This is a genomic window from Gordonibacter pamelaeae, assembly GCF_003340385.1.
In the GTDB taxonomy this organism is placed as follows: domain Bacteria; phylum Actinomycetota; class Coriobacteriia; order Coriobacteriales; family Eggerthellaceae; genus Gordonibacter; species Gordonibacter pamelaeae.
In genome coordinates this window covers 31,895-56,609 of sequence record NZ_PPTS01000001.1, presented here as the reverse complement: position 1 = coordinate 56,609, position 24,715 = coordinate 31,895, and the positions used below count along the sequence as shown (strand labels likewise).

General features: G+C 60.3%; 19 protein-coding genes, 1 tRNA gene and 1 pseudogene. 2 read left to right on the top strand and 19 right to left on the bottom strand.

What is annotated here, in order from left to right:
- Positions 1 to 203 precede the first annotated feature (203 nt).
- Positions 204 to 674 (bottom strand): 5-(carboxyamino)imidazole ribonucleotide mutase, encoded by a 471-nt coding sequence (gene purE / locus C1877_RS00240; RefSeq protein ID WP_015539241.1) that lies wholly within the window; start codon positions 672 to 674, stop codon positions 204 to 206.
- A gap of 162 nt (positions 675 to 836) precedes the next feature.
- Positions 837 to 1,457, bottom strand: coding sequence for a TetR/AcrR family transcriptional regulator (locus C1877_RS00235; RefSeq protein ID WP_015539242.1), 621 nt, complete (start codon positions 1,455 to 1,457; stop codon positions 837 to 839).
- A gap of 158 nt (positions 1,458 to 1,615) precedes the next feature.
- Here C1877_RS00235 and C1877_RS00230 point away from each other — a divergent pair.
- Positions 1,616 to 1,759, top strand: a pseudogene (locus C1877_RS00230) (twin-arginine translocase TatA/TatE family subunit); the annotation flags it as partial.
- Positions 1,760 to 1,869: 110 nt separating this feature from the next.
- Here C1877_RS00230 and C1877_RS00225 read toward each other — a convergent pair.
- Positions 1,870 to 1,945 (bottom strand) — tRNA-Phe (locus C1877_RS00225).
- 418 nt (positions 1,946 to 2,363) lie between these two features.
- Between C1877_RS00225 and C1877_RS15850 the strand changes: the two genes are divergently transcribed.
- Complete coding sequence (locus tag C1877_RS15850) at positions 2,364 to 4,775, top strand: transporter substrate-binding domain-containing diguanylate cyclase (protein ID WP_114568063.1); 2,412 nt, start codon at positions 2,364 to 2,366, stop codon at positions 4,773 to 4,775.
- Here the strand turns inward: C1877_RS15850 and C1877_RS00215 are convergent.
- The 16 genes from C1877_RS00215 to C1877_RS00140 form a co-directional block, all read right to left on the bottom strand.
- Positions 4,772 to 5,320 (bottom strand): type II secretion system protein GspM, encoded by a 549-nt coding sequence (locus C1877_RS00215; protein WP_181813758.1) that lies wholly within the window; start codon positions 5,318 to 5,320, stop codon positions 4,772 to 4,774. The genes C1877_RS15850 and C1877_RS00215 overlap by 4 nt on opposite strands.
- Before the next feature lies 1 nt (position 5,321).
- Positions 5,322 to 5,963, bottom strand: coding sequence for a fimbrial assembly protein PilN (locus C1877_RS00210; protein ID WP_015539245.1), 642 nt, complete (start codon positions 5,961 to 5,963; stop codon positions 5,322 to 5,324).
- A 9-nt stretch (positions 5,964 to 5,972) separates the two neighbouring features.
- Entirely contained in the window at positions 5,973 to 6,998 is a 1,026-nt protein-coding gene (pilM, locus tag C1877_RS00205; RefSeq protein ID WP_041239159.1) for a pilus assembly protein PilM, read from the bottom strand.
- A 97-nt stretch (positions 6,999 to 7,095) separates the two neighbouring features.
- The gene (locus tag C1877_RS00200) at positions 7,096 to 7,962 is read right to left on the bottom strand and encodes a prepilin peptidase (RefSeq protein WP_015539247.1); all 867 of its coding nucleotides are present in this window, start codon (positions 7,960 to 7,962) and stop codon (positions 7,096 to 7,098) included.
- Positions 7,963 to 7,980: 18 nt separating this feature from the next.
- Entirely contained in the window at positions 7,981 to 8,427 is a 447-nt protein-coding gene (locus C1877_RS00195; protein WP_015539248.1) for a hypothetical protein, read from the bottom strand.
- Positions 8,428 to 8,527: 100 nt separating this feature from the next.
- Positions 8,528 to 8,938, bottom strand: coding sequence for a prepilin-type N-terminal cleavage/methylation domain-containing protein (locus tag C1877_RS00190; protein ID WP_015539249.1), 411 nt, complete (start codon positions 8,936 to 8,938; stop codon positions 8,528 to 8,530).
- Between the two features lie 130 nt (positions 8,939 to 9,068).
- A complete protein-coding gene (locus C1877_RS00185; RefSeq protein ID WP_114568061.1) occupies positions 9,069 to 10,280 on the bottom strand; it encodes a type II secretion system F family protein in 1,212 nt (403 codons plus the stop codon).
- A 12-nt stretch (positions 10,281 to 10,292) separates the two neighbouring features.
- Positions 10,293 to 11,351, bottom strand: coding sequence for a type IV pilus twitching motility protein PilT (locus C1877_RS00180; RefSeq protein ID WP_015539250.1), 1,059 nt, complete (start codon positions 11,349 to 11,351; stop codon positions 10,293 to 10,295).
- An 11-nt stretch (positions 11,352 to 11,362) separates the two neighbouring features.
- Positions 11,363 to 13,072 carry a GspE/PulE family protein gene (locus C1877_RS00175; protein WP_015539251.1) on the bottom strand — a complete coding sequence of 570 codons (1,710 nt, stop codon included), beginning with the start codon at positions 13,070 to 13,072 and terminating at the stop codon, positions 11,363 to 11,365.
- 16 nt (positions 13,073 to 13,088) lie between these two features.
- Entirely contained in the window at positions 13,089 to 13,673 is a 585-nt protein-coding gene (locus C1877_RS00170) for a prepilin-type N-terminal cleavage/methylation domain-containing protein (RefSeq protein ID WP_114568060.1), read from the bottom strand.
- A gap of 1 nt (position 13,674) precedes the next feature.
- Positions 13,675 to 14,049 (bottom strand): hypothetical protein, encoded by a 375-nt coding sequence (locus tag C1877_RS00165; protein WP_114568059.1) that lies wholly within the window; start codon positions 14,047 to 14,049, stop codon positions 13,675 to 13,677.
- A gap of 1 nt (position 14,050) precedes the next feature.
- Entirely contained in the window at positions 14,051 to 14,653 is a 603-nt protein-coding gene (locus C1877_RS00160; protein ID WP_041239160.1) for a hypothetical protein, read from the bottom strand.
- Between the two features lie 31 nt (positions 14,654 to 14,684).
- Positions 14,685 to 14,951 carry a hypothetical protein gene (locus C1877_RS00155; protein ID WP_147274482.1) on the bottom strand — a complete coding sequence of 89 codons (267 nt, stop codon included), beginning with the start codon at positions 14,949 to 14,951 and terminating at the stop codon, positions 14,685 to 14,687.
- Positions 14,933 to 21,424 (bottom strand): hypothetical protein, encoded by a 6,492-nt coding sequence (locus C1877_RS00150; protein ID WP_114568057.1) that lies wholly within the window; start codon positions 21,422 to 21,424, stop codon positions 14,933 to 14,935. Before C1877_RS00150 ends, C1877_RS00155 begins: the two co-directional genes overlap by 19 nt.
- A gap of 1 nt (position 21,425) precedes the next feature.
- The gene (locus tag C1877_RS00145) at positions 21,426 to 23,279 is read right to left on the bottom strand and encodes a type II secretion system protein (RefSeq protein WP_114568056.1); all 1,854 of its coding nucleotides are present in this window, start codon (positions 23,277 to 23,279) and stop codon (positions 21,426 to 21,428) included.
- Between the two features lie 123 nt (positions 23,280 to 23,402).
- The gene (locus C1877_RS00140; protein WP_041239161.1) at positions 23,403 to 24,710 is read right to left on the bottom strand and encodes a coproporphyrinogen III oxidase family protein; all 1,308 of its coding nucleotides are present in this window, start codon (positions 24,708 to 24,710) and stop codon (positions 23,403 to 23,405) included.
- Between the last annotated feature and the right edge of the window lie 5 nt (positions 24,711 to 24,715).

Below are 24,715 nucleotides of genomic sequence, written 5' to 3'. Positions count from 1 at the left end.
CATGATAGCAAACCGGAGGCCCCCCTGCGCGCGCATCCGGGCGAGGCGCCGCCGACGTCCTAAAAAGAGAAGGGATGCGCCCATGGACCCATCCCTCGCAACTCGTTTTTTCATTCACCGGATCAGACCCAGCCGGCACAGCGCACTCCCTCGCAGCCCCCCCCGCCCGAGGATCGCCTCTGCAAGCCGGCAGGCGCTGCCGCCTAGGCCTCGGCCATGCCCTGCTTGAAGTCGATGATCTTCTGACGGGCGGTGTCGCAACCGGTGCCGAGGATCTGCACGGCCAGGATGGCCGCGTTCTTCGCGCCGTTGATGGCCACGCAGGCCACCGGCACGCCGGAGGGCATCTGCACCATGGACAGCAGCGAGTCGAGGCCGCCCAGGTCGCTCGTCTTCATGGGCACGGTGATCACCGGGTTCGGCGTGTAGGCCGCAACGACGCCTCCCAGGTGCGCGGCCTTGCCGGCGGCCGCCACGATCACGCGGATGCCGCGCTCGTGCGCCGTGCTGGCCCACTCGTGCACCTCGGCCGGCTTGCGGTGGGCGCTTGCCACCTTCACCTCGTAGGGGATGCCGAACTCGTCGAGCTGCTTCATGCACGGCTCCATGGCGGGCATGTCGCTCTCGGAACCCATGATGATGCCGACGACCGGATTGTTGTTCTCGCAGGACATGTGGCCTCCTTCGTTCGGCGCCGCCTGACGCGGCGGCGCTCGTGTTGTTCGCACCTGCTATTGTAGGGGTTTCGGAAAGCGCGCGCCCGCTCATGCGCCGCTTTTCCATCGACCGGCCCCGCCCTCGCGCGCAGCGCGGGGCAGACGGCGGGCGGCGCGCCCTTACCCGACGATCCGCCTGACGACGGCCTCCACCTCGGCCGCATCGGGAAGCGACGCGTCGGGATCGGCCGTGGCGCGGGCCAGCGCGAACTTCGCCGCCTCAAGCGCCTCGGCCACCACGAGACCCGCCTCCTCGGAGGGCGTCAGCTCGTCCGGACAGCTGCGCCGCTCGGGATGCCGCTCCAGGTAGGCGGCCAAAATGCCGCGGAAGTCGGATACGAAGCCGAACGTGCCGTCCAAGAACAGCTTCATGAGTGCCGGCGTCTGGGCCACCAACCGCGCCCGCATGGCGGCGATCTCGCTCGTCCAGTCCAGGTCGCGCACCACCTTCAGGAACAGCGTGAGCGTGGCGTGGTACGGCGTGCCCTCGATGCGGTCGTAGGCGGCGTGGACGACTCCGGCATCGAGGTCGACCCGGCCCAGCCCTACGATGGCGGCGTCTTTCGTGGGAAAGTAGTTGAAGAACGTGCCTTGCGACACCACGGCTCGCTCGCTGATCATGGCCACGGTCACGTTGTCGTAGCCCAGCTCGTCTACCAGCGAGATAGCCGCACGCTCGATAGCCGCGCGCGTCTCGCGGCGCTTGCGCTCACGCAAGCCCTCGGCACTCGGCTTCTCCATGTCCGCTCCTCCCTACCGTTTTGCCCGCTCGACGCCTTGCATTATACGGAAGTTTTGCGAGGCCTTTCTTTATTTACCACAATTTTATAGTCACTATAAAATTAAGGCTGCTATACTGGCCGATGCATCGGCAAGCCAGACCGCGAAAGGGGCGGACAATGAAAATATTCGGCATGGGACTGCCCGAGCTGATCCTGATCCTCGTGGTCGTGCTCGTCATCTTCGGCCCCAAGAACCTGCCCAAGCTGGGCGGCATGCTGGGCCGCACCGTCAAGAAGATCCGCGGCCGCGTGGAAGACGACACCCAGACGGCATAGCCTCCCCTCTGGACAGCGGAGCAAAGGTGCTCGTTTTTTAGCCGCACACCAAAAAGTGCCCCGAATCGCGAGGATTCGGGGCACTGTCATCATCGTGGTGGTCGGAGGGGGACTTGAACCCTCGGCACGCGGATTTTCAGTCCGCTGCTCTACCAACTGAGCTACCCGACCACATACAGCGTCCGTGAGGACGTGGAACGATATTGTACCGGTCGCACGTTCCCGGGTCAAGCGATCACGAGGCATTTCCTTCCGGATTTTCGAAACGTGAACCCATGACCAACACCGAAGCCGAAACCTCATGGTGAACCCTTCTTACCGGTTGTCGTTCTCGCACGCTCAAACGTCCCATTGGGGTTACAATGGCAGCACATGCAGAGAGGGGAATGTTGACGTGGGAGCATCACGGATAGCGCGATTCGCCATTGCAGCGAAAGTTGCCCTCGTTGTGCTGCTCGCCTGCGCGCTCGTACCTCTCTCGCCTTTTGACGCCGGCGTCTCGGCGGGCAAGGCGTTCGCCGAAACGGCACCGAAGGCATCGAGCTCTTCTTCCACCGACTCCGGCCAACGCGTGGTCAGGGTAGGGTACATGGATATCCCTGGCATGATCAGCCGCAACGCCGACGGCAGCCTCGAAGGCTACACCTACGATTACCTGCAGCGCATCGCCCAGTTCACCGGCTGGACGTACGAGTTCGTGAAAGCCGAGGGCGAAACCTCCAACGAGCAGGCTATCGACCTGATGAACATGCTCGAGGACGGGCGGATAGACCTCGAAAGCGGCATGACGTACAGCCCGGCGCTCGACGACACGTACGAGTACCCCCGGAACAGCTACGGCACCGCGCACACCTCGCTGTTCGTCCCCAACGAGAATGCCGGGATAACCGCGACCAACCTTTTCACCGAAGGACCGCTGCACATTGCCATCCTAAGCTCGGCGAAGCAGCGCCGTGAAGAGCTCGACTATTTCTGCGAGAAGAACAACCTCGCCTACACCACCGTCGAATGCGCCTCCAACAGCGAGCTGGCGCAGAAGGTGAGATCGGGGGAGGCCGACGCCTTCCTCAGCATCGACATCAGCCCTGTCGAAGGGTTCCACGTGGTCACCTCGTTCGCCGGGCGGCCGTTCTTCTTCGCGGCGCCGAAGGGCGACCGCACGATCATCGACGAGATCGACCGGACCATCGAGCGCATCAACGAAAGCAACCCCCAGCTGCAGAGCAACTTGTACGAGAAATATTTCGGCAAGACCAGCGCGAGTTTTGCGCTTAACGCCGAGGAGCTTGCGTTCGCCCGCAATCACGACACGCTGCGCGTGGGGGTTATTTCCGAAAAAGCGCCCCTTCAGTCGTTCGACAAGAAAACCGGCGAGCTCAAAGGCGTATCGCGCGGCATGCTGGACTACGTGGAGAAGCAGACGGGCCTCACGTTCGAGATAGTGCCCATCGATCGCAGCGACAACCTGCTCGACGCCGTTCGCACGGCCGACGTTGAGATCGTGGCCGGCGTTGAGTCCAACGATGCGGCAGCCTCGACGCTCGATCTTTCGCTGACCGCACCCTATATGACGACGAGCCTGCTGCTTGTGTACAACCGCCACGTCGATCCCGACAACCTCGAGAGCCGCACGCTGGCCCTACCGTGGGACATGACGAACACCGCCCCCGCCGGGAGCGACTTCATCATCTGCGACTCCATAGAGGACTGCTTCAAAGCCGTAAACGAGGGGCGCGCGGATTACACGTACGGCACGTCGTACACCACCCCGTACTATTCGAACATCGACGGGCTAAGCAACCTGCTCACCTTGCCCACCTCCACGCAAACCATCGGAATCAGCTTCGGCATCGTGCAGCCGGTAGAGCCCGAACTGCTCTCCGTGATAGACAAGACCATCCGCGGCCTGTCCACCGAAGAGCTCGACTCCATCGTCTACGAAAACGCGCTCATCGACCCCGACGAGCATGTGGGCGCGTTCATCTCAAGCCACTTGCTGGAGTTCGCCATCGGCGCCATTGCGGTGCTCATGCTGATCATCATGCTGCTGGTGCTTTACCTGCGCACCCGTGTGCTGTCGAACCGGCGTGTGCGCGAGGAAAACCTGCGTTTCCAAAAGCTGTACAGCCTGACGAACGAGCAGCTTTTCGAGTACTCCATGGGAACCGACACGCTCATCATGTCGAACCCCTCCGGCCTCAAGAACCTGGTGGACGTCGAAGCGGGAGAGCTGTCCGAGGACCGGTCGCACTACATCATCCACCACGCCCACGCCTTGATAGCGGAGAAATCCGACCCCGAGCTTCTCGATGCGCTCACCTCGCCCAGCAAGCCCTTCAGCGAGCTGCAGTACGAACCTGATCCGGGGGATGCGCACTGGATTCGCATCGTGTCCCATCTGGTAACGAACGACGAGGGCCGACCCATATCGGTCATTGGGAAGATCACCCGCGTAGACGAAGAGGTGCGCGAGAAGATGGACCTGTCGAAGCGCGCCCAGCACGACGGCCTCACCGGCTTGCTGAATTGGGCGACGTTCCGCGAGCGGGCCGAGCAGCAGCTGGAAACGGGCACCTGCGGCGCCTTGCTCGTCATCGACACGGACGACTTCAAAAGCGTCAACGACACCTACGGGCACTTGGCAGGAGACGCCGCGCTGCGCCAAACGGCAACGGTGCTGCGCAACGCATTCCGCTCGCATGACCTTATCGACCGCTTGGGGGGCGACGAGTTCGCCGTGTGCATCTGCGGGTCCATCGAGCACAGCCAGCTGGTCGAGCGTTGCAGCCTCCTTGTTGAGCAGGGAGTGGAATTCAGCGACCAGGACGGCATCAAGCGCCTCATCACCTTGAGCATAGGCGGCATCGAGATATCCGGCACTCCCCTGTCGTACCGCGATGCCTACCAGCAAGCAGACAGCATCCTCTACCGCGCCAAAGCCGACGGCAAGGACCGCTTCGTGCTGGAGAAGGCAAAGGAAGGCCAGAGCCCGATTAGCTAGCCCAGCTTCTCGAAGAACGTGATGGATGCACTGGCCGATACCTTGCCGGACGAAGAGGACTGTCCCAGTCCGCTGCCGGTTATGGCGATATCGGTGACGAGGCACGAGTACTTGCAGTTGACCAAGCTCACAAGCACGCGGTGCGCTGCATGGTACGAGTCGCAGGTAAACGAGATGTCCACCACTCTGCGCACAACCGCGTCGGTCAGATCGGCTTCCGAGAAGTTGATGTTGTAGCTGGTCGCATCGGCCAGGATGGCATTCAACTCGTTGATCTCGTTCTTCGTGTTGTCGTAGGCCGGCAGCGTCTTCTGCGGGGTGCCAGACGCCTCCACTTCAGCAATCTGCTGCTCCAGCTGGGTTTTCTTGGCGGAAACTGCCTGTTGGATGGTAATCTCGCTATCCAGCTCGCTCAATTTCGCCTCGGACGCTGCAATAGAGTCCAAAGAGGGTTTCAGCACCAGCAGATAGTAGCAGCAGCCAAGAAGGAGCACTGCCAAGATGAGCATCAGGGCCTTCTCGCACGTGGTAAAAGAACGGTTCATCCTACGCCCCCGTCCCGTTGGCGCCAGACGAGGCATTCGAAGCGGCAGCTTCCTTGGCGGCCGCCAACATATCAGCCCCGGCCAGCGTCACGGTGATCGTTGAAACAACCTCGTCGTTTCGGTCTGTTTTCGCCGTGCTCATCGAAACGTTCGCCACGAGGTCGCTGCCCTCGAGCGACGCCACCACGCGCGACACGTCCTGCAGCGAGGTGTTCGCGAATTGCAGCATAACGGTGTTGCCCGTCACGTTAACCGACTGGAGCTCGGCCATGTTGGCCACCGTTCCCTGCAGCAAGTCGAGTATCGCCCCGCGATCGGCCAGGGCCTTCTCCACATCGGACAGGCTGTTCACCGTGAAAGCGGCGTACCGCTCCTGTAGCTCGTCGTAGTCGGCGTTCGCCGCCTCGAGAGCGGACAGCTGGGATTGGGCGGCAGCGACCTTCCCCGAGGCCGCCGAGGCGGCTGCCATGACATCGACAACCGCGAATTTCGCGAACAGCGCTATCAGCACCAACGCCACGGCGAACAACACGAGGTTGCGCGCCATCTTGTTCTCGCCCTTGTCATCTACCGCCAAGTTGATGGTGGTCTTCGTGGGATAAACAGGCTTCTTGCTCCGCTTGAGCGTCATCTCGAGGGCCATTGCTTCTCCTTACTGCAGCGCGATGCCAACGGCAGCAGGACAGATGCGCACCTGATCGGCCACGGCAGGCGAATAGGGCATCATCGCGCCGATATCCACCAAATCGATGGCAAGGTGCTCGTCGAGAGCATGAAGCAAGGGGGCGATACCCGACCCGCTTCCGCAGTAATGCACCGTGTTCAGCTGGCTGTTCGGATAGTTGAAATTGAAGAAGCTGACGATACGGGCCAGCTCGATGCCAATGCGCTCGTACAGGTCGAGGCATGGCTGAATAGTCTGCGCCCCCTCGTAGTCGTTGGCCAAGTAAGCCTTCGCCAGGTTGAAATCGACGCCGAAGTGGTCTGCCACCGCAGACGCCAGCGAGAGCGCTCCGAACTCGATAGAGCGCGTGACCTCGTACTTCCCCTCGGGGAACAGGTACACCTTCGTGTTTGCGCTGCCGATGTCCAAGAAGCAGAAATCCTGATCTGCCGACACCGCCGGCATACCGTCGCCTCCCGCCGCATGGCGGCGCACATACTGCGAGATGATGTTGGCATAGGCCATGATGTCTGGAGCTGCAATCCGCAGCTTGAGCCCCGCGCGGCGCAGCATGTCGCCGTAGGCATCGATCGTCTCGACAGGGGTTGCCACGGCCAGCACGTCCATATCCTGCAGGTTGCCCGCCTCGTCGCTGCTCGTGCCCAAGATGGCGTAGTCGAACCGGTACTTGTCCTTGCCGTCGGCGATGTAATCTCTGAACTCGAATGGCAGGTTGAGCTTCAACTCGTCCACCGTCATGGCGGGCAGGGATATCCGGCGCGTATACACGTCGCGCGCGTGCAAGACGAGCGCGCAGTTCTTGGCGGTTATCCTATGCTTGCGCACCGCATCGCGCAGCAGCTCGGACATGGTTTCAAGCGACGTTATACGCCCGTCTTTCACCAGGTTGTCAGGCACTTCCTCGATGGCTATCTGCGAAACCGCCTTGCCGTCGCAGACCGCCAGCTTCAAGTGCCCGGTTCCGATGTCGACACCGGTGTATGCCTTAGCCATGCGCGCCTCTTTCCCTCGATGGCCCATTATAAAGCAGGGGGCACCGCACAGCGAGCGCAATAAGCGGGTAAGGGCAAGTTATCAAACCAGATAGACGTTAAAACAGCCCCAGGTACCATGCGATAAGCTGCGGGCCGAGGGCGAGGGTGAACCAGGTGGCCAGCGCGATGGAGGGGCCGAAGGGGAACGCCTGCGGGTCGTTGGTATCTTGGCGGCGCTTCTGGGTGGCGTAGGCGAACACGATGCCCACCACGCAGGCGACGATGAGGTTGAGCACGCTGCCCGCAAGGCCCAGGAACAGCCCCACCATGAACACGAGCTTGACATCGCCGCCGCCCAGGCTGCGCCGCCCCATGACCTTGTCGAACACGAGCGACAGCGCAAGCAGGCAGCCGGCCACCACGAACGCGCCCAGCAAGCCGTCCAGCAGCACGGCCGCAAGCGGCGAGCCGGCGAACGCCAGCATGAGCGAGCCCAAGCCCATGGCGGAGAGGTCCACGCCGTAAAAGGCGAACGAGACGGCCCACGCCGCGATGCCGGCGATGATGAAGCCGTTGGGAATGGTGTAGGTCTCCAGGTCCACGAGCGACAGGCCCAGAAGGATGCAGCCGAGCGCGCACAACGCGAGCGCGTGGACGGTCAGTCCGTAGACGGCCACCATGCTCATGAAGAAGAGGCCGCAGAGGAGCTCGGCCGCCATATAGCGCGCCGCGATGCGCTCGCCGCAGTAACGGCAGCGGCCCCTGAGGAAGAGCCAGCTGAGCACGGGCACCAAGTCGAGCGGTGCAAGGGGGTGGTTGCACACGGCGCAGTGGCTGCGGCCCTTCCACACGCTCTCGCCGTGCACGAGCCGCCACGCCAGGCAGTTGACGAAACTGCCCAGGCACGCGCCCAGCAGCCCAGCTACCAGCAGGAAGAAGATAGGCCATACGGGAGAGAGAATTGCGAGGTCGGTTAGTTGCATGGAGGGCCTTTCGCCACGCTAGCCGCGCTCGGGGGCGGCAACCCAGGCACAGACGGCCTGGCCGTCCCTTGCGGTGGCCTCGATGATCATGGTGCCGCGCTCGACGTGCTGCTCCTTGCCGTCGACCACGAGGGTGTCGCCCTCGTTGTAGCCGGCGGGCGGGTCGGCCACGAGCGTGTTCGCACCCTTGGCGTAGTAGGCGACGTTGGCGCCGTCGGGTTGCAGATGCTTGCGATGGGCGGCGTCATTTCCGCCGGAACACCCGGGCACGAGGCAGCCGCCGGCCGCCTCGACGGCGGCAACTCCCTGGGCCGTGTTGAGCGCGTTGGCATCGTTGCCCTGCTGCATGAGCGAGAGCATGTACGAGCCGAGCGCCAGTAGCAGCACCACGGCGAAGCAAGCGATACCGACGATGGAGACGGTTTCGATACGAGAGAGGCCTTGGGTGTTGGTGAGGGGGGTCATGGTGAAATAAGCAACTCAACGAGATCCTTAATGAAATAAAGGGCCGCTTAGAAAACGGCCCTTTATTTATTGCAAAAATGTATAAATATTAAAATTATGCCTAAGAATGACTGGTCGAAGGGGTGATTTTTTCATTTGCAGCACTGTAAGTGTAATAAATCTTGTTGCCTTTTTCCCAAGTCACAGTCGAGCCGCCCACGCTCATTCCACCTGTGCCACTTTCGCCTTGACACGCAAAGTCGCCATCAGCTTTCTCAACCACGGAGCCATCTGCGTTCAATCCATACCAAGTGTCCGCAGTAAGGTTATCGTCCAAAACCTCAACCGATACTGTTGCATACCCGCCTCGTATATTGGCAGCATCCGTCTGCTTTTGAGCCTCAGCTAATTGCCCAGTAAACACCGGGATCGCAATAGCGACCAGCACGGCCACGATGGCGACTACGATGAGCAGCTCGGCGAGGGTGAAGCCGCCTTTCTCCTCCCGCATGCGTTGAATCATCTGCTTCATAATTCTCTCCTTCTCGAAGCTCGTTCGAGCTTCTTGTTGAGGCCGCTCTTTGCGGCCGTCCTCACTGCCCCAGCGGCGACTTCTCGGCGCCCATTACCCCACGAAAACACTATGAAATCCCATTTCAAACCTACATTCCCGAGTAGATCGAGAACATCGCCAAGTATAGCGCAATGACTATGTAACCTGCAAATAACGCGATGAATATCAGGATGCCCGGCTCCAGCTTCGAGAGCGCTTTCTGCGTGGCGCGGTCGGTCTCGTCGTCGTAGAACGCGCCCATGGTGGCCAGCGTCTCCTCCAGCGCGCCCGTCTCCTCGCCCACCACCGCCATCTCAACCAGCGGACGCGGCATGAACGGCACGTCCTCCATGCACTCGCCCAGCTGCTTGCCCTCCTCCAGCTTCGCCGTCATCTTACCAACACCTTGGCTTATCACGTAGTTGTCCAACACCTTCGCCGTGATATCAACGGCATGGGTCATCTGCAGGCCGGACGTGAGCAGCGTGGACATGGTGTTGGCGTACTGCGCGGCGTTCGACAGCTGCGCCACCTTGCCCACGGCCGGCAGCTTCAGCTTGAACGTGGCCCACATCGCGCGGCCCTTTTCCGTCTTGGTCCACAGCTTCACGCCGATGACCGCCGCCGCCAGCACCAGGATGATCCACAGGATGTTCGCCGCCATGAAGTCGCTCGCGTTGATGAGTATCTGCGTTGCCAACGGCATTTCCGTGTCGTAGCTGGACAGGATATCCTTGAACGTGGGGATGACCATAACCATGAGCACCGCCACCACCACGATGGCTATGATGATGACGAAAATAGGATAGGTGACGGCCTGGGCCACCTTCGCCTTCGTCTTGCTGTGCTTGTCGTAGTATTTGTGCAGCGTGTCGAAGCTCCGGTCGAGCGTGCCCGCCTGCTCGCCGGCGCGGATGGTCTCGTAGAACAGGACGGGCAGCTTGGCGCCGCCCTTGCTCTCGAAGCTGTTCGCCAGGCTGTGGCCGGCCGCCACATCCTCGGCCACCTCCTGCAGGATGGCCTTCAGCCCCTTGTCGGACGTCTGCTCGGCCACCAAGCTCACGCTCTTGGCCATGCCCATGCCGGTGCCGACGATGATGGAGAACTGCGAGCACATGATGGCGATGACCTTCGGCTTGATCTTGCCGGAGCCTAGTTCCATCGTCAGGAAGTTCGGGCGCTCCTTCACCTGCGCCACCTTGCTCACCACGCGGCACGACGCCTTCGCCTTCTCCAGCGCCTCGAACTCGTCGAACGCCTCCACCACGCCGGAAACACGTTGCCCGGACGCCGACATCCCCTCGTATTTGAAAACGGCCACGGTTCTGCCTTCCTAGAAACGGCTCGTGCTCTTGGTGACGTACTCCACGTCGTGCGCCGCGTCAATGGCGGTTTGAGCATCGATAAAATTGCGCTTGAACAGGTTGATCAGCGCGTTGTCCATGGTGATGGACCCCACCGATGCCGACGTGGCCAGCGCGTTGGCTATCTGGGGCGTTTTGCCCTCGCGGATGAGGTTGCGGATGGCAGGCGTCACGATCATGAGTTCCGCCGCCAGCACGCGCCCGCCGCCGCGCCTGCGCACCAGCTGCTGGCTCAGCACGGCATGAAGGCACGTGGACACCTGCATGCGAATCTGGCGCTGAAGGCCCTCGGGGAACACGTCCACCATGCGGTCGATGGAGTCGGCCGCCGAGTTCGTATGCAACGTGGCCAGCACCAGGTGGCCGGTCTCGGCGGCAGTGAGCGCGGTCTCGATGGTGTTCAGGTCGCGCATCTCGCCGATGAGGATGACATCGGGGTCCTCGCGCAGCACGGCACGCAGGGCATCGGCATAGCTGGCGGTGTCGGTGCCTATCTCGCGCTGGTTGATGACGCACTGGTCGGGCGTGTGCACGTACTCCACGGGATCTTCCAGCGTGATGATATGGTCGGTGCGCGTGTGGTTGATCTGGTCGAGCAGCGCCGCCATGGTGGTGGACTTGCCGGAGCCCGTCTCGCCCGTCACCAGGATGATGCCGCGCTGCAGGCGGGGGAAGTCCAACACCGCCGGGGAAAGGCCCAGCTCGTCGAGCGGCGGGATGACGTCGGACAACAGGCGCAGCGCCGCGCTCACGCTCCCCTTCTGGCGGAAGAGGTTGATGCGCACGCGCACGCCGGCGATGGTGTGCGCCAGGTCGAGCTCGCCGCAATCCTTGATGGAGTCGTATCCTTTGCCGGACAGCTCCTGCGCGTACATCTCGCACTGCTTGTGCGTGAGGGGCTCGCAGCCCGGCATGGTTTCGAGCCTGCCGTCGATGCGGTACTTGGGCGGCAGGTCGCACACCAGGTGGATGTCGGAAGCTCCAGCCTCGTGAGCCTGCGCTACCAGTTCTTCGGCCGATTTCAACATGGGCGGTTCTCCTACTCCAAGGTGTTGATGGTGCGGGTGGCTTCCTCGACGGTGGTCACGCCATCATGCACGAGCTTTATAACACTGGCGGAAAGCGTGGCGAAGTCGGCGCGCTCCAGCAGCATGCGAATGGCATCGCGGCCGGCATTCTCGGCGATGGCGCGGCGCAGCTCGCGGTCGATCACCAAAATCTCGAACACGCCCGTGCGGCCGCGATAGCCGGTGTGGAAACACAGCGGGCAGCCCTTGCCGTGGTAGAACTTCTCGCCGCTGGCTGCGGAAAGGCCCAGCAGGTCCAGGTCGTCAGCGGAGGGCTGGTATTCCTCGCGGCAGTGCGGGCAGATGCGGCGCACGAGGCGCTGGCTCACGATGCCGCGCAGGCCGGACGAGATGAGGTACGGCTCCACACCGATGTCCAGCAGACGGTCGATGGTGGACAGCGAGTCGTAGGTGTGGATGGTGGACAGCACCAGGTGGCCGGTGATGGCGGCGCGCATGGCTATCTCGGCCGTCTCGCCGTCGCGGATCTCGCCCACGGCCACGATATCAGGGTCCTGGCGCAGGATGGAGCGCAGGCCGCTGGAGAACGTGAGGCCCGTCTTCTCGTTGATCTGCACCTGGTTGATGCCGTCGATGTTGTACTCAACCGGGTCTTCCAAGGTGATGAGCTTCACCTGCTCGGTGTTGAGCTCGCGGATCATGGTGTACATGGTGGACGATTTGCCCGAGCCCGTGGGGCCCGCGATGAGCAGCACGCCGTTGTTGGAGTGGATGAGGCGATGGTACTTGTCCAGGTTCTCGCCGTAGAGGCCGATGCCCTTCGGGTCGAGCAGCTGCGAGCTCTTGTCCAACAGGCGCACGACCACCGATTCACCGTAGATGGTGGGCAAGGTGGACAGGCGCAGGTCGATGTCGCGGCTCTTGATGCGCACGTTGGCACGGCCGTCCTGCGGCACGCGGCGTTCGGCTATGTTCATGCCGCCCATGATCTTCAGGCGCGAGATGACGCTGCTTTGCAGGTCGCGCGGCACGGTGAGCACGTTGCGCATGATGCCGTCGATGCGCATACGCACCTGCAGGTCGCCTTCGCGCGGCTCCAAGTGCACGTCGGAGGCGCGCTCGGTGGCGGCGCGCTCGATGATGGAGTTCACCAGGCGGATGGTGGGCGCGCTCTGCGCCTCGTCCTCGGCGTCGAGCGTGGTGCCGGCGAAGCGCACGTCGGTGGCATCGGTGCCGGTGGCCGTGGAGTTGGCAGCCTCGGTGCGCATGTCCTCGATGGCGCGGGCGGCGCCCTCGTTGCCGTAGAGCTGCATGATGGCACGTTCGATGGCGAGCTTCGTGGACACCATGGGCACGATACGCCGCCGCGTGGCCGTGCGCGCCTCCTCCTGGGCGATGAAGTTCATGGGGTCGCTCATGGCCACGAACACCTCGTCGGGCGTGGCCTTCACCGGTACCATGTTGTACTTCTTCGCCATGTTCTTGGGGATGGTCTGCGTGAGGTCGGTGGGAAGGATGACGTTCGTGAGGTCGATGAAGTCGATGCCCAGCTGCATGCACAGGACGTCGATGAGCTCCTTCTCGGTGATGTAGCCCGCGTCGATGAGCGTCTCGCCCAGGCGCATGCCGCTGTCCTTCTGCAGCGACAGGGCCGTGGTGAGCTGATCGGTGGTGATGTAGCCGCTGTCGAGGAGCATGTCCCCCAGTCGCTTGTACGCCATGCAGGTGGGTCCTTTCCTACCAGTTGTTGACGGTTCGCACGGTTATCGTTTTCGATTGAGCTTCGTAGTCGCCGTTGGAGACGGTGAGGGAGAACGCCCAGAGGCCTCCGCCTGCCGGGTCGGGGTTCCAAGTGAGCGAATCGAGCTGGACTGATGCGCCCGTGCCGGAGGTGTCGGTGTTCAAGAGGGGCAGAGCGGCTACGGTATCCACGGTGCCAGGTAAGGGGTCTGCCGTGCCTTCAGGGTTGGCGGCATTCACGCCATTCACCGTTATGGTGTTCGCGTCGTTCGCCAAGTAGAGGCGGTATCCGCGCACCGAGCTGTCGAAAGCGTAGACAGGGCCGACGCCCGAGCTCGCGCCGCTCACTGCCTCAACATCGTAGGCGAAGCGCAACTCGTCCTGCACGGCCGTGACGGCATTGCCCATGAGCGCGTTCGCCTCGGTGGCCTGCTTGATGCTGCCGCATGCTTTCACGGCCACGCCGATGCCCGCCGCCACGGCCAAGGTAAGCAGCCCCACCAGCAGCACCGTGACCAGCACCTCGCCGAGGGTGAAGCCATCGTCTGCCCGCAGCGCCCTCGCGGTACGCGGCGCGCGCATGCTAGTTCCCTCCTTGGGCCGGTTCGGGCAGCTCGTAGCGCTGGAACGAATAACCGTTGGCGTCGCTGTCGTTGGAAGTGATCAGCTGCACCTGCGGCTCCCAAGAGAGCGACCCGTCCCAGCTGGAACTCGTGCCGACCACCTGCGCCCGGGAAGCCGCCGAAGCGGAGCCCGTGGCGGCGTCGATGCCGCCCGTCTGCTCATAGGCACCTTGCAGCGCGGCGGTGCTGGTGAGCGACACCTGCGTGGCAACGTTTATCATCGTTGCCAGAACCACGGTTGCCAGGCCCACTATCAGAACGCCCACCAGCACCTCGGTGATGGTTTCGCCGGCAGTGGAGCGTAGGGTGGCGATTATGCGCTTGCGGCAGCCCATGTTACCCGTCCACCTTGGTGCGCTCGGTCTTGGTTATCATGGCGTCTTTCCAGGTAACTTTTTGGAGCGTGGTGCCTGTTTCATCGTAAAGGCACGACGCGGGAATGGTGAGCACCACTTGGTAGTTGCCCACGGCACCATCATAGGAAGCGGGCGAGAACGCTATGCGGATGTCGAAGGGGTTGTTGGCCTTTTCGCCCCCCATGGTGAACTGGGCGGACACGGCAACCATATCGGCCGCACCAACGGGGGCGTTCACCTTGAACTGCGCAGAGGCCGAAGGCTGGGGCGTCGACAGAGCAGCTGCGGGCAATGCAATGTTGACCGCCTTCACCGCTCCGGCAAGGTACTCTTGCATGCTAGCGTTCCCGTCGGCAAGCGAGCACTCGTAAACGTCGCCCGAGATGGTGCAGGTGCCATCGACGATCTCGTCGCGCAGCAGCTCCGCCGCCGACGTGGTGGAGTAATAGGCCTGCTGGCTTTTCTCATAGTCCACCAGCTGCCCCGTGCCCACCGAGGCAGCCGTGAGCACCACGCCGCCCACCAAGGCGCACACGAGGAAGAACAGCAGCGCAATGAGGATGGACGCGCCGCGTTCGTCCAAAGCACGGTATGTAGACGCATACGACCTCATGCTAGCTAACCGTCACCGTCTTGGTCTCGAAGGTAGTTCCATAGAGGAACGTGTACTCATAGGTCCCCGGCGCCGGAACGGTGTCGGTGAGCGTGAAGGTGGTTGCCTTGCTCTCGTTGCCCTTGCTTGGACTCACTTTATCGCTTACCTCAACAGAACTGGAGGGATCGCCCTTGACCTGACGCATCGCAACAAGGCCGTTGTTTGGCGCGAGGTCTTCTGAGTGTTTTGCGCTTTCCTTGGAAGCAGTCAAGCTGACGGTGACCACGTTACCTTGGGCATCAATACTGTCCAGTTTGAGATTGTACTCGGTTTTGAGAGCCCGTCGCTTGAAGAATACAGGCTGGCGCGCAAAGCCTCGTAGTTTTGGCTGTCAAGCATACGACCATATGAGAGATAGCGAGAAAGATTCAGCTGGATTGTATAGCTGCCACTCGATTGAATATTTGCAATCACGCAGGCACGTTCTTTTTCTTCAGCGGGCTTTAGACGCACATATCGTGTTTCAACCTGATTACCTTGAACATCGGAGACAACAATGCTGCTGCCCAACGGGAAATTGATCTCTTTCTGAAGCCAAAGAAGCAAGGAGTAATCGTTTGCCTCGAGGCGGGTGTTCACGACATCGGTGCGGAGAGAGAAAGTGAACTTGAAGCGATAGACATCATAGAGATAGTCAGATGACGTCCCCTTGTCCAAGAGCTTAAGGGAAGCTCCCTGCGCTATGCCCGTTGCTGCGCCATTTTCCTCTGTCACAATCTCCTGCTGCACGGCAGGTGCATAGTGCTCGGCGGACACGTTGCCGTCGTCGTTGTATTCGGTGTAGCGGAGGATGTCGTTTGCACCGTGGTTGTAGGAGTGCTTGAGCATGAGATGCTGGACCTTGTTATCCCAGTCTGTATTCGCTTCTTCATAATCGACGATGAATACGAGTTTCTCGCGTACCACGGTATTGCCGGTTTTGGTGGCACTGAACTTTCCGCCACTTTCGTCCATCTTGATGAAGTCATCAAGGTTGATCTCTTTCACGTTGTTGGTGCACTGATAATAGTAATATTGCGGGGCGCCCGCGTTAGTCAAATCGACCATGGTTATCTTGAGGCCCTTTCGGAAGGTACGCTGATCTTGGGCCACTGCCTTCTCGGCAATGCGTCCGTCCCAATACGGGATGATCGACCAGGACTTGTCCGAATAGGCTGCGGGGCTGTAGGTGCTGACGAATTCGGTGGTGTACGCGCTTCGGCTCGTAATAGCCACGTCGCTCCCAAACGGAACATCGCCGTAGATCTTATCGTAGCGCTTGATGGCATAGCCGTCCGAGGCGGGGAGCTCAATGATGATGCGAACCGTGAACTTGTAGCTGTTCCCCTCATCGTTCGCGTCTTTGAGCCAGAACGAAACCACGCTTCCGTTGGAAGCCTTCATAGTGGGGCCCAGGGTCATGCTCAACGTCACCGGCACGAGCGTGTCATCGTTCTCATATTCGAACTCGCTGTTAGGAGCTTCGCCTGCCTTGGTAAAGTAGTAAGGAGAATTATCCGAATCGTCCGTATCGGCATTCACGTCCACACGCAATTGCATCTGATTCTTGTCGAGTATAGCCCCTTCTTCTCTGAGGTTCAGAGTATCGGGAATGCTGATCTGCCGACCGTCGCTTGTGTCGAACATCAGATACGCCTCATCATCATCCTCGACGCGATCTACCGGCAACCACACCTGCGCCGATACCGTGGTGTTGCCGGTGGTGTATCCTTTGAGGGTGACGTCGTACTGATAATCGTGTCCCTTTATATACCAGAGGCGATAATCTTTCTTCTGCTCGGTGAGCAAATCGAGGTAGGAGCCGTTTTCGGCATCTTTCGTCACGCAAGCGAAGTGACCGGTGCTATCGGAGCTGGTGTACCGCGTTTCCGAACCGGTTGCGCCCAGCACGAATGCTCCGCCCTCGTCAAAGGCAGGTGTCAGCAACGACAGCGTAAACAGGCCGGTTACCTGGCCATACTTCCCAGTTGAAGGCAACTCGTCGTCGGTATAGGCAACATCGAGCTGTTTTCCGTTGTTCAAGACTATCGCGTTCAGGGACGGGTAGGTGGTACCGCCAGACCCGTCGGGGTTGCGGCTGGTCCACGGTTCCCCGTTTTCACAGGCTTTGCGATACTCCTCCAGCTCGTCCTTCCTCCAGCTCTCGCTGCGGAAATTGCGCCCGCTCTCGACATCGCTCCATATCGAACCCAAGCCGTTGACCACAGTATCGAGCTGGACGGTCGACCCATCATAGAGTTTGAGGGCCTGTACGCGGTTAACGGCATACTGGGCTGTATCGACGGCGTTCACCCTATCGAGCGCACCCCTTGTATACACCTTGGAATTGCTCATAACAACCCGGTCGGCACGTTGCAGCGAATAGAACACTTTCAGAGGGTCGGCATTCGCGCCCTCGTTCTTGAAGTCGATGAGCGTGATGCGCCGCGTGCCGTAAGTCTTGCTCACGTTACCGTCGCCGTACACACCGCCGCTCTCCCCGACGAAACCCACACCCGAGCCTTTGATGAACACGTTGGTATCGCCGTACACCGTGTAATCGTTTGCCTGCTGGGAACCGGAAAGCTTGCTGCGGTTGCCGCCGCCGAACACCGATCCGCCCAAATCGACCGTACGCATGGTATGGGAAGACGTATCGATGCCCACGAGGTCGTCTTCGACGCGAGTGCCCTCGCCCTCTTCCGCTACAACCTTGCCAGCGTTCGCCTCGTCCGACTCCCCTTGCACAATGATCTTCCCATTGGTGCTGTTGACGATAACCGTGGCGGCTCGCTGCGCCACTCCGTTGGAGATGGGAGCATAGGTCCTGCTCTCGTTGCCGCCGCCGAACACGTCATTGCCTATGGAACCACCGTACACCTTGACGGTCGACCAGCCGAACAGGGCGCCTTTGACCAAAGCCTGATCGAGTGTTCCTTGCCCGAAGCCCTTTCCGCCGCCGAAGACGCTGCCCGACACCGAGCCGTCGCTTACTATGACCGTGGTGGAACCAGGGGAGGTAACGGCGTAGGGAAGCATTCCGGTGCCGGTTGCCGATCCTTCGCCCACGGCGCCCAGGCTGCCTCCGCCGTACACGTCTCCCCCTATGGAGCCCCCTGATACCAGCACGCGGGTAGTGCCAGTGACGCGCGCCATATGAGGCGCATCCTCGCTTTCGATACCGCTGCCGCCGCCGAACACGCTGTCCGTCACGGTTCCTCCGGACACCGCAACCTCGGTGTTTCCGAAAACCTGGGCGAGGGCACGTTTCTCGGCATTGCCGAGATATGCCGACGTGCCGGCCCCTCCGCCGTAGACGCTTCCTTCGATAACACCGCCGTTGACTGCCACGCGCGTTTCCCCGAAAAGGGTCCCTGCCGTTGCAGAGGCTTTGTATTGGTCGCCTGTGGTGGTTTTGCCGTCGCCACCGCCGTACACCGAGCCCTTGACAGTGCCACCGTTGACCTCGATCGCTGTTGCAACCGGGTCGAGAAGGGTGCCTGTTGTGCCTCCCGCGCCGCAAGCGAACACCGCCCCAGCCGCACCTGCACCAGGGTTGATCACACCGCCGTTTACGGTGATGCGAATATCGGCCTGCGTCTCGGACAGGTGCTCGGTTCTGCGGATGGCGTCGGAGCGCTTGAATGCAGAGTCGATGCCCAGCTTTTGATCCGCCGTATCGCGCCAGCGCCCGAGGCAACCTCCGTACAGCTGGTCGACCGAACCCCCGTTGACCGTGACATCGACCAAGCCGATGAAGTCGTTGTTGGGGAAGGCCGCATCGCCGGTCGAACGGTTGAAGCCGATGCTCGACCCAAGGAGCAGCTTTGCATAGCCGGCATTCAAAGTGACCTTCGACGCCGCGTACAGCGAACCGTCCGTCTGCCCTCCGCACAGCATGCCCACATCGCAATTGTACGTACCGCGTGACGTTTGCTGGATATCGACGACGATATTCGACTTGAAGTAGTCGCCTTCGGTCCCGAACGTGTTGCGGCTGCCTTCGTTTACCTGGGTGTTGCGGCTACCGGCAAGGATGCGGGCATAGCAACCGCCCCTGATGGTGATATCGCACACATCGTCGGGGTTCTGCCCGGTAGCCCGATCTTTCTTGTCAAGATAACCGCCGACCACATGAAAGTTTGGCACTTTGGTTTTGGAAAGGAGACCGAAACCTTCTATGCTTGCCTCGCCATAGCCAGACATCTTGACGTTCTGCTCGATAGTGAGGTCGTTTCCCTGGCAGTACACGTAACCGAGCTCATAAGTGCCACCTGACAAAACAATATCCTTCACGATAGTCTCTGCGTAAAGGAACTTGCCCCTTTGGCCAACCGTTTCGCTGTTTCCCCAAGACAAGACAGCATAATCGTTGAATCGGGCGTCATCGCCACTGAAAGCACTCTGACCTGTGTTGAGGGTTGGGTTGAGCGCGTCGTATCCGGTGATGGTGGCCGGCTTGTAGAAGGCATTCGGCTGTCCATTGTGCGCTGGCTCAACGCCGTAGCTATTGTCGGTATACTTGCCGATGACAACGATGACGTTCGATTCGGCAGTGCCCTGTTCGTCAAGCAGCTCGTAGGCTTGCGAGATGGTTTTTACGGCAGTACCCGGGGTTTTGCCGTTGGCGATATCGTCCCCCTTGTTCTCGTCGACGTATACGGTACGTCCGTAGTTCGAGCCGGTGGCCGTATAGGCAACCTCGTTGTTCGCCGTAAGAACCGCCTTCACGGTGAAGTTCGCCTTGTCAGTGAAACCCGCGACATCCAACGAGCTTCCCTGGCCGACGCTCTTCCCTTCAGCCGAATCGCCCTTATACCACGTGTAGGCAAAATCGCCTTCCGCAAGACCCCAGCTCTCCCCGCCTTCTACGCTTGCGTTAAGACGGATCACCTTTCCCTGATCGTCCTCAACCCGGTGAACGGATACAGATACTCCGCTCAGGGCAGGTATGGTGCACGATACCATTTTGCGACTGTCTACCGGACCGTAGGTGAGCGTCACCACGCTCTCGGCAGTCGAAAGGCCAACGTGCGGACTTGGCTCTTTAATAACGTTGGAGCTCCAAACAGGGTTTTCCAACGCACCGTTCGTCTCTCCGTTGTAAAGCCCGAAGAATCCTTCAACAAGGTAGTAATAGCCATCGTGCGGCTCACCGAGCGAGATCCCGGGGGTTCTCATATCGAGCACGAGCACTTGGCTGTTGTTTTTGGACACCGAACGCCATTTTGCCTTTCCACTGTCTTCAAGTGCGGCGCGGGCAGATTCGTGGGAGGCGTCATCGTAGTAGGCGCTTTCACGCGCGTCTCCCCATACGTAAGAACCATCCTTGTTGTACACGAATTCCTCTGCCGCACCGCCGGTCAGCGCACGACTGCCGGCTGACGAATCACTGGAAGATGGGCTGGCGGCGGCGTTTCCGGAAGCCGTGCCGCCGTCGGCACTTCGAGCATCGCCGTTGGAGGCCCCGGACGGAGAACTGCCCGCCTCGGCATCCGGTGATTGATTGCCGGATTGAAGGCCGTCGGCCATGGCATCCTCGGAGGCTGGGTTTTCTGCTTCGGGATCGACGGATACGGATTCGCCGCCTTCGGTCGAGTTCCCAAACGCCGGCGAAGTGTCTTCGCCCGAGTCGCCAGGGTCTGCCTGGACAACGTTCTTTGCGTCGGGGGCGTCGCTTTCGGTTGGGTTGTAGGCAGGATTGGGGCTCTTGCCCTCAAGGTCGTAAGCGGAGAACCGATAGAAGCACTTGTTGAAGTCTACCGCTCGGGCGATAGCCGTCCCCGTCGCGGCGCTCTCGCTTGCTCCGCGGCGTACACCTGCGATTATCGGGGCATTGTAACCGTTGCCTTTTAGTGTTCCCGTGAAGGCACTCAATCCGACTTCGACTGCACGCCATCGGTTGTCGTTGCTGTTCACGCGCCCCCGACCGACAATGCCGCCCACATAGGACTGGCTACTGTGCCCACCGAACGCTGTGATTTCGCAATCGATGCTACAGTTCGTCACCGAAGCGAAAGCCGTCTCGCCCGTCGTGTAGGCATCGCCCAACAAGCCGCCGAACGAGTAGAGCTTCGTGGCCGTTCCTGCTCCGGTTGTGTTCTCGGTTATGGAGCCGTTCATGACGCTGCAATGATCTATGACGGTCTTACCGAAAACCGCGCCCGCCAAGCACCCTACCGCAATATCGTAAGACACCGCGTTGGGCACCGCACCCACGAATACGACATCCTGGAGATTGAGGTTCTTGATGGTGGCGTTTTGAACCGCTCCGAAAAGCCCCACGGTCACCGTTCCGCCCTTGGCCGTCACCTTCGACAGGTCCACATTCAGGTTCTTGATGGTGTAGCCATTGCCATCGAACGTTCCCTTGAAGCCATGCGTGCTTGCATCCTTGAACGAGTCCGCATAGCCAATGACGGTATTGTTTGCCGAATATGAACTTCCCTTTAGATCAATATTGGCAACGAGCACATAGTGATCTTTGTTTGACGATTTCCCATCGTTGACCCAATTAGCCAGATTCTCAAGTTGGGCCGCCGTGGCTATCTGGTACGGATCGTTTGCCGTGCCGGTTCCACCAGCAAACCGGCCGTCATCGGCACGGGCAGAAACGCTAGAAAACGCCAGGGTAGAAGCAAGGGCAAAGACGGCTCCGAGGATAAGCACAACCAACAAGGCTGGCCGGAAATAGTTTGAGTATGTTCTCTCGGCTGACATGTCAGAGAGCACCTTCATGAACTGCGATGCCTGATGCCGAACTGTCAAAAGCATTCTTGTCTTTAGAATAATCTTCAGAGGGGTTGGCTTTGAAGAACTTGATGGAATAACTGCTCTGATCAGGGAGCCGATCAGCTATGTGATAGGTATTCGTGCTTTTCTTCTCAATCTTCAAAAGGCTCGAGGCGTCAGGGTATACCCCAGCCGGACAGGTAATGTCCGGAGAAGAGACAACGCCAACGAGCATGGTCACTTCCGCGTAGAGCGAACCGGGGGAATCGGTCACGTAGTAGTAGTTGGAATAATCGCTTTTGTGAACGTTGATGGTTATGGATAGCGTCTTTTTAGGCGTGGCCATCTGGCCACGACTATCCACCTTATACGCCGTTATAAGAACTTTGTACGTTACTCCTTCTTTCGCTTTTGCAAGATCTGCCCAAGGGAGCGTCAAAGTGAGGTACTGGGTGTCGGACGTGTTTTTAAAATAATAGTAACCATCCTGGGGGTTTACCGGGCTTCCCTGTCCCTCGCCTTGGCCGTTGTTTCCTTCATGTACGGCGACCTCGGGGACATACCCCCATGTGCCGCTGCCCCACATCAATAGGGAGTAGCAAAGCTTATTGTCGGACACGGTATCGTCATCGTAGAAGTTGCTTAGAGATATCTCCACATCGCACCCGGTTTTGTTGCCTTTCTGGTCGGACACTTTGTAATCATCGTCGGTCACATACGCGTCGATAGTCGCTTCCGTCTGCCAATCGGCCATGATGTTCGAAGTGAAGATAAGGTCCTCCGATGCGGCGGCCCAGGTGCCTTGGGCATAGCCGTATACCGAACGGCAAAGCACCTTGTTGCTGCTGCCTTTCGACTTCAAATCGACGATCTCGTTGGATGCGAACCCCAAAGGATCTTGACCAACCACGCCCTCAATCGCAGCTTGCAAGGCAGCGATATCAACGCTGTAGGTGTTCTTCGGAAGAAAACCCTCGTTCGAAGGGCTCTCCCTCAACGTGCAGAAGCTTGCGTCAGCGGCTACCTCAACCCGAGTGAAGGTGCTGCCCGCTTTGCGGTAGACGTCGACTTTGGCTTCGTTGAAAGTAGGGGCCGACAGACGCAGCATAATCGTTTCCTTCTCCCCAACTATGGTGAGAATCTGATAAGTGCCCCAGTCGAGAAGGTGTTTGTCCAAATTGGAATCGGTAACCAGAATATGGCCGTTCATCACGGCAAGCGAGGGAGCTTTCAGCTCGACGTGATCGAGATTGCGAGCCGCGGCTCCTCCGTAGTAGCCGACAAGAACACTTCCCGATTTCTTACGTTCTTCTTTGCTGCGAATATCGATATCCTGCTTGCCCTTTTCGTAAAACCCGTTCAGAGACGTCGGGGACTCCTCGGTATAGAACACGCCGTAAACCGTGGCGGTTTCGTAGCAATATTCGATGATGAAATCCTGATTCCAAACATCGGCATCAACGGTTCCTTGAGGGAGCATCCCGCTTTCTCGGGCGAACTCGGCAGTCACGTAGAAATAATGCAATCCGTCATCTTGGGTTTCATTATTGTCATCGGTGCGCTGCGCCGTTGGCTCGGCGGCCTTCTCGCCGGCAACCTCTGCCTTACCGGTATACACACCGTTCTTGTTCGCGTCCCATTCGCCCGACGCCTGCAGGTCGGCAAGGTTGTTCTGCGCGGCAATATAGATCGACTTCGCGGCATTGTCGTATTCGGTGAGCGTGAGGTTGCGCAGATAGTTGGCCACCGACACTCCCACGATAGCCGCGAGGATGGCGAGGATAGCCACGACGGTCAGCAGCTCGGCTACCGTGAACCCCTCGGTATGCTTCTGGCGCGCCATCTGCCGATTCTTCCTCGCTTCCGCTTTTGCCAGATCCGCAAGATAACTTTCATCTTACCATCAATGGAAGTTTCCTAAACGGTCAATTCACGATTGAGAAAAGGCAGCGGCGGACGAAGGAGCCTACCCGAATATCAGCTCCCTCTCCTCGCCTACCAGGGCGGCGCGGGCTTGGTCGCGCAGGTTGTTCACGCCGATGAAGAACTGGCGCATCATGACCACCATGAGGTAGCGGCCCTTGGGGGTGAGGGTGAGCTCGTCGCGAGTGTCGCGGTCGAAGGCGCCCGATGCCTTCATGAAGGCCATCTCCACGGGCAGGCCGGCCTCCACGGTGCAGCCGAAATCGCGCTCGAACTGGCGCTTGTCCAGGCGCAGGCCGAACAGCTGCATCATGAAGCGGTAGCGCATGCGATCGCGCAAGCTGAACGTGGTCTTCCCCATGAGCGACATGCGGCCGGCCGCGATGGCTGCGTTGTAGTCGTTCACGGAGAACGTGTTCACGAACAGGTTGTCGCCCAGGTACGTGATGCCGCCGCTTCCGATGGCAGGGTACTCCTCGTAGTCCACCACGTACTCGTCGATCATGGCGTCCTCGCCGGCCGCGCCGGTGCCGCGCTTGTTGAACGTCCAGGCGCTGCCGTGCTCGAACAGGGGGTCGGGGCCGCCGGCCAAGAGCTCGCTGATGATCTCGTAGTACGTGCGCTCGCGGGTGTAGTCCACGCGGCCCACGGTGCGGGCGAGCTGGCGCGCCACGCTGGGTGAGGCCATGAGCGGGTAGAACGTCGTCTGGCTCGTGCCGCTCTCCACCACGCGCTCGATGTCGTTGATGAGGATGTCCTCGGTCTGCGCGGGGAAGTTGAAGATCATATCCACGTTCAGCGAGGTGAAATAGGGGCTGGCCTCGCCGATGCGCTCGAGGATCTCCGCGCCGCTGCCGTACTTGTCGTAGCGATCCATCTGCTTGAGCAGGCCGTCGTCGAAGCTCTGCACGCCCACGGAGAGGCGCTGCACGCGGCCCTGCAGCTTGTCAAGATACGCCGGTATGAGGTGGTTCGGGTTCGTCTCGCTCGAGACTTCCGCGATGGAGAATGTCTCCTTCGCCAGATCGATGGTGTCGCACAGCTCGTCGATCATGATGGTGGGCGTGCCGCCGCCCACGTACAGGCTCTCGAAATCGTAGCCCAGCTCCTTCAGCATCATCATCTCTTTGCGCATGCTGGCGAAGTACGGCCGCGCACGATCCTCCGCGAACGGGAAGCGGTTGAACGAGCAGTACGGGCACAGCCGCTCGCAGAACGGCACGTGCATGTACAGCATGTACTTCTGCCCCGGCTTCGGCGCGGGAACCCGTGCGTCGTCGGTGGGGTTCAGCTTCAGATAGCTTTTCGTGCACTGGCGGACGACCGCCGTGAGCATACGTTCAGATAGCAATGCGA